The organism is Streptomyces sp. NPDC015127 (assembly GCF_043080095.1).
GTDB lineage: Bacteria > Actinomycetota > Actinomycetes > Streptomycetales > Streptomycetaceae > Streptomyces.
The window spans coordinates 1-4,329 of sequence record NZ_JBIBVE010000075.1 but is presented as its reverse complement, the minus strand read 5'-3'; the positions used below and the strand labels follow the sequence as shown (position 1 = coordinate 4,329).

Annotated in this window: 2 protein-coding genes and 1 pseudogene; 1 reads left to right on the top strand and 2 read right to left on the bottom strand. The window is 59.2% G+C overall.

Annotation, left to right across the window (positions count from 1 at the left end; all coding sequences use genetic code 11):
- Positions 1–637: 637 nt before the first annotated feature.
- Entirely contained in the window at positions 638–1,555 is a 918-nt protein-coding gene (locus ACF08N_RS37810; RefSeq protein WP_392329236.1) for a methyltransferase domain-containing protein, read from the top strand.
- Positions 1,556–2,814: 1,259 nt separating this feature from the next.
- On the opposite strand, the gene ACF08N_RS37805 is transcribed toward ACF08N_RS37810, so the two are convergent.
- Together ACF08N_RS37805 and ACF08N_RS37800 are read right to left on the bottom strand one after the other, a co-directional pair.
- Positions 2,815–3,843 (bottom strand): terpene cyclase, encoded by a 1,029-nt coding sequence (locus ACF08N_RS37805; RefSeq protein ID WP_392329235.1) that lies wholly within the window; start codon positions 3,841–3,843, stop codon positions 2,815–2,817.
- 260 nt (positions 3,844–4,103) lie between these two features.
- Positions 4,104–4,234: pseudogene (locus ACF08N_RS37800) on the bottom strand (ATP-binding cassette domain-containing protein); the annotation flags it as partial.
- Positions 4,235–4,329: the final 95 nt, after the last annotated feature.

Genomic DNA, 4,329 nt, shown 5'->3' with positions numbered 1-4,329 from the left:
GCGCTACGAGCGCAAAGCGGACCACTTCCTCGCCTTCACCAGCATCGCCTGCACCCTTATCTGCTACCGCAGACTCGCCAAATGAGATGACATCTAAGTCCGGCATCGATCACCGCATCGCACAGGGCGCCAAGGCCTCCTGCCGGCGACGCCGCGACGACCACGGAGACTGGCCGCCGCCGCTCAGAGAAACCCCTTGGCCACTCCGGCCAGAGGGGGGCTACGTTCTCGTCCGCTGTCTCGTCGCTACGGCTCTGCCCTGCAGGCACTCGCCAAGCGTTGTCCTGCACCAGGATCGAGCATCCCGATCAGCTGTTGAGTCGTTGCGGGTCCTGGGAGCGGCCCACTCTGAGTCGCCCAAACGGCGACAAGCTCGCAGCCATGACCACAACTCCTGGGACCCGCTGGTCTCACGAACGATCACATCAGGCCCATGCTTTGGAAGGCAGGGCAAGCATGGTGATCAAGAGCGCTGATGCCCCTTCCAAGCCCGCCGGTGAGTAGCGAGTACTCTGCACCGTCATCGATTTTCCAATAACATGAAATGATGCACCCGTTCGGGTTTCCGATAGATGCGTAAAGAGAACATCCTGCATCATGTGATGCCGCTGCCCTCATTCAGAAAAGGAAATGATAGATGACCAATTCCCTGCACCCGTCGTGGGCTGAGCTCAATTTTAAGGCTCCTGGTAATGAAGGGATTCATTCTCTCATATCAGGCGATGGAGATAACCCCTGGATGACCCTAGGGATTATGGATAATATCGAAGATGAAGATCTTCTCGTCGAGTGGGATGCATTGCTTGATGTGCAGACCCGCCTCCTGGCGTCGCGAGAGATTGACTGGATGAGGTCGAAGGGTCTGGGGGCTGAAGGGGCTGGAATCCTCGAAATCGGCAGTGCTAACGGAAACTATGGCTCTCGCTTGGCGAGTGACTTCCCTGAATCGACCTTATTCGGCGTGGAGGCGAATCCTCACTTGGCGGCTCGCCTTGATGCTGCCACCTGCCCCGATAATTACTCCATAACGGTGTGTAAGGTCGGCGAAGAACCGCTTCCCGGGTATGTTCAAAGTGAGTTCAGGCAGTGTGTACTACGATTCGTTTCCCAGCATGTTTCGGACCCGCTTAAGCTCTTGCGGGCGGTGTATGAATCCCTGCCCGCAGGCGGAAGCCTGTATATCATTGAGGAAGACGATGCCTTGTTTAATTCCTACCCTCCATCATCGAATTTCGAGACAGCTTTCGATATCTGGCGCCGCGTGACTGCGGCGGGTGGAAGTAATAGCAAAATCGGTCGAGAGCTTCCGTCGCTTGTTGAACGTGCAGGTTTCACGATAGCTTCCTTTGAGATCGCTTTGCGCAATAATATTGAGGCCGGCTGTCAATTCAATGAGTTCTTTGCCAGTGCGACTAAGTTGTTTCTTCGTACGAATCCTTCCATGGTTAGCGAGGAGGACTTGAAGACCGTCTTGGAAGGGCTATCTGACTTTCGATCGACGCGAGGTGTGATCGCTACTTACCCACAGTTTCTGCTTCATGCGAGGAAGGAATAGAGCGGAACTTGGAATGCAAGTTCGCGTCCCGCGGTAGCGGAGGAGGGAGCCCGATCCTCAAGGGCTATCCGGTAAGCGATTGGGTGAGTCGACAACCCTCTTGCAGCGAGGATGTGGGCGTCGTCGATGTGTTGAACTCTGGCATCGGGGGCGCTCGTAAGCCTCGGTAGGGCTTCCTCGAGGACCCTCCGCTGACCCGGCATATCACACTCAGCTGTGACCCAGTGGCCGATGAGTCCGGCACCCGAGATGTCTTTCAGTACTGGGCGAACTTCTGATCGGCTGATATCAGCATTTCAGTGATCTTGCTGAGGGACGATCCTGTGCATTCCGGTGTGAACACGGCGTCAGAGCTGTCCTGGACCACCGGGCTGAGGGGCGCGGCAGTTCGGCAAGCTGATCACATGCTGCAGTGGACATCCGCGAGGGCGGAGCCGGGGAACATCGCGTGGAACGCTCCTAACGAGCTCGTGCATGGTTGGCGGTGGTGTGTCCGGGGTCGTGATCGTTGTTCCTCTGCGTGGTGGGGCAGCCATGCACGTGCAGCGACTATCCGGAGTCCAGGGGATCATGGGTTGACGCCCAGGTGGTGGCTGAACTCGTCGCCAGTGTTAGCCCGTTGTACATGATGGGCATCAGGCTGCGCTGACGTCGCGGCCGCGACGCCGGGCAATCGGCGCCGGCACGAAGCACAATCTGGTCTTCGTAGACCGGCTCTGCTGGACCACCCTCGTCACCTTCACCTGGTGCCACCCACGATGTGCCGGCTGCTGCTTGGTGTCGACCGATCCACCATCACGCGGGGGGCAATCCACAATATGCGGTCGTTGCTCGCCATGCGTGGCTGCACCATTGTGCCCGGCATCTAGCTGCGCACACTGGCCGAGGTCATCGACCAATCTCGGAGTCAATGGGCAGGCCAGGATCATCGACGGGACGAGATCCGGGTCCGCAGGCCAGGCCAGCCGGGGATCGGTCAAGCCCATCGTCGTCACGGACTCCGACTGCAAGCTGCTGTTCTGCAGTCCAGCCAGGCCGACATCACTCATGCCCGATAGTTGGGCCTGGTCACACTCCTTGGAGGCAGGCCCGCGGTGGAGATCCTGGCCCCGATATCAGGTACCAGGGACTGGACGCCCAGATAGGCGGCCAAGGTGGGCAGCTTCGCGATCGTCCCGGTCGGCAGATGGCACGCTGGCTGCAAGACGGCTGTTTGCGGCGTCGGGTAGCTCAAGTTGCAGTCGCACTGGCCCCACCGATCAATGTCCGGTGGAAAGGAGATCTTCCAAGGAGCCCCGGCCGCACCGTTCGGCGGAAGTCGCAGCACTATCCTTGGCCGCGGCGTAGCGCCCCGTGTCCAGGGCCCACTCATAGTTTCCGTTGATCCAGTGCTGAATCGCCTCTACGCCCATTTGCACCTGGCGGCGCTCATCCTTGTTCAGACCCAGTTCCTTGCACATGCTGGGTACTTGAGTCTCAAGCCACAAGTAGTGGCCGAGCCGCTGGTCTGTGATCTGATATGCCTCGGCTATGGCTTCGTCCAGCGAGCACTGCCTCTGGCGCTGAAGAACCAGTACTAGGTTGTGGCCATCTCCTCGGCGCAGTTCACGCTCGAAGGAATGGATATCGTTCATAAATCCGATGGCGTCCGCTGCTGCATCGCGCATCCCGATCATGACTGGGTGCGCTTGTACCTGTGGAGGAACCTCAAACCGGCGGCTACGTTCACCTGCGTCGATGCTGTGATGGATACCGACCGTGCGCTGCCGGAACGCCATGTAGTCGTCCAAGTCCAAAGTGCCCCCAAGGGCGGCCTGGTCGATCTCCTCTGTATGCGCCACGAGGAAGCGTCCCCACGATGCGGCGAACCGTGTTTGCCATGTCAGCGACATGCCGTCAGAAAGTTGTTCCCATACTTGCACCCATGCCAGCGTGATTGGGCAAACAACTCGGGGCTTGATTCCAGCGGGACGCAACGGGGTGACGATGAGCTCTCGAGCGACATCTGCGATGCGGTCGGCGCGGCCAGGCTTCCCAGCATCAAACTGGTCATCGAACAGGAACGCCAGCGAGAACCAGTTCATCAGCACAAACATGTCCTCCGCGGACGCAAATGGATAGGTGCGTGCCGCGGCCTGCGGAAGATCCCAGGAAAGATACTCATCAAACGCATCCTGGCTTCTTACAAGTTCTGCTTCGCGTATCCAGTGCAGGTGACGTTCTCTGGCGTCTTCCAGATGCTGGCTGACGGGGGTAGTGAAAGGAATCTGGAACTGGATCCTCGGCATGGGGCCTCATTCATTGATGGCCGTGGTGAAGGGTTTGTCCCCTGAAGGGGAACAGAGGCTAGGCCGGCCATCAGGGAACTAGATGGGTGGGGCAGCGGCACGCAGCTCGAGAAAGGAGCTGCCGTGGCGATGTGAATCGCATCGAGTGCGAGCTTCGTCCCACTCACCATTCACGAGGAGGCAGGGGCGCTCATGAGTAACCAGTACTCACGTCTACTTCGCTCTACTTCTGTGCAATTGAGGAATGTCCTGGCCCTAGACACCTCGCCAGCGGTGGCGGGCCCCAGCGTCATCAGCAGCTTGGCGACCGTGGACTTGCGCAGCAGGACTCGCCGACGATGCCGAGCGTCTCGCCCTGGTAGAGATAGAAGGAGCCCCCGTCCACGGCCTTAGACAGTGTCCTACGTGGTGAGGCGGACGAGTCGCTTGTAGCAGCACAGGGCGGCGGCGAGGCCGAGGAAGGCCAGGTAGTTGCGGGGATTGCGT

Coding starts and splice junctions, on each gene's coding strand:
- ACF08N_RS37810 (WP_392329236.1), top strand. CDS start 638: ATGACCAATTCCCTGCACCCGTCGTGGGCTGAGCTCAATTTTAAGGCT.
- ACF08N_RS37805 (WP_392329235.1), bottom strand. CDS start 3,843: ATGCCGAGGATCCAGTTCCAGATTCCTTTCACTACCCCCGTCAGCCAG.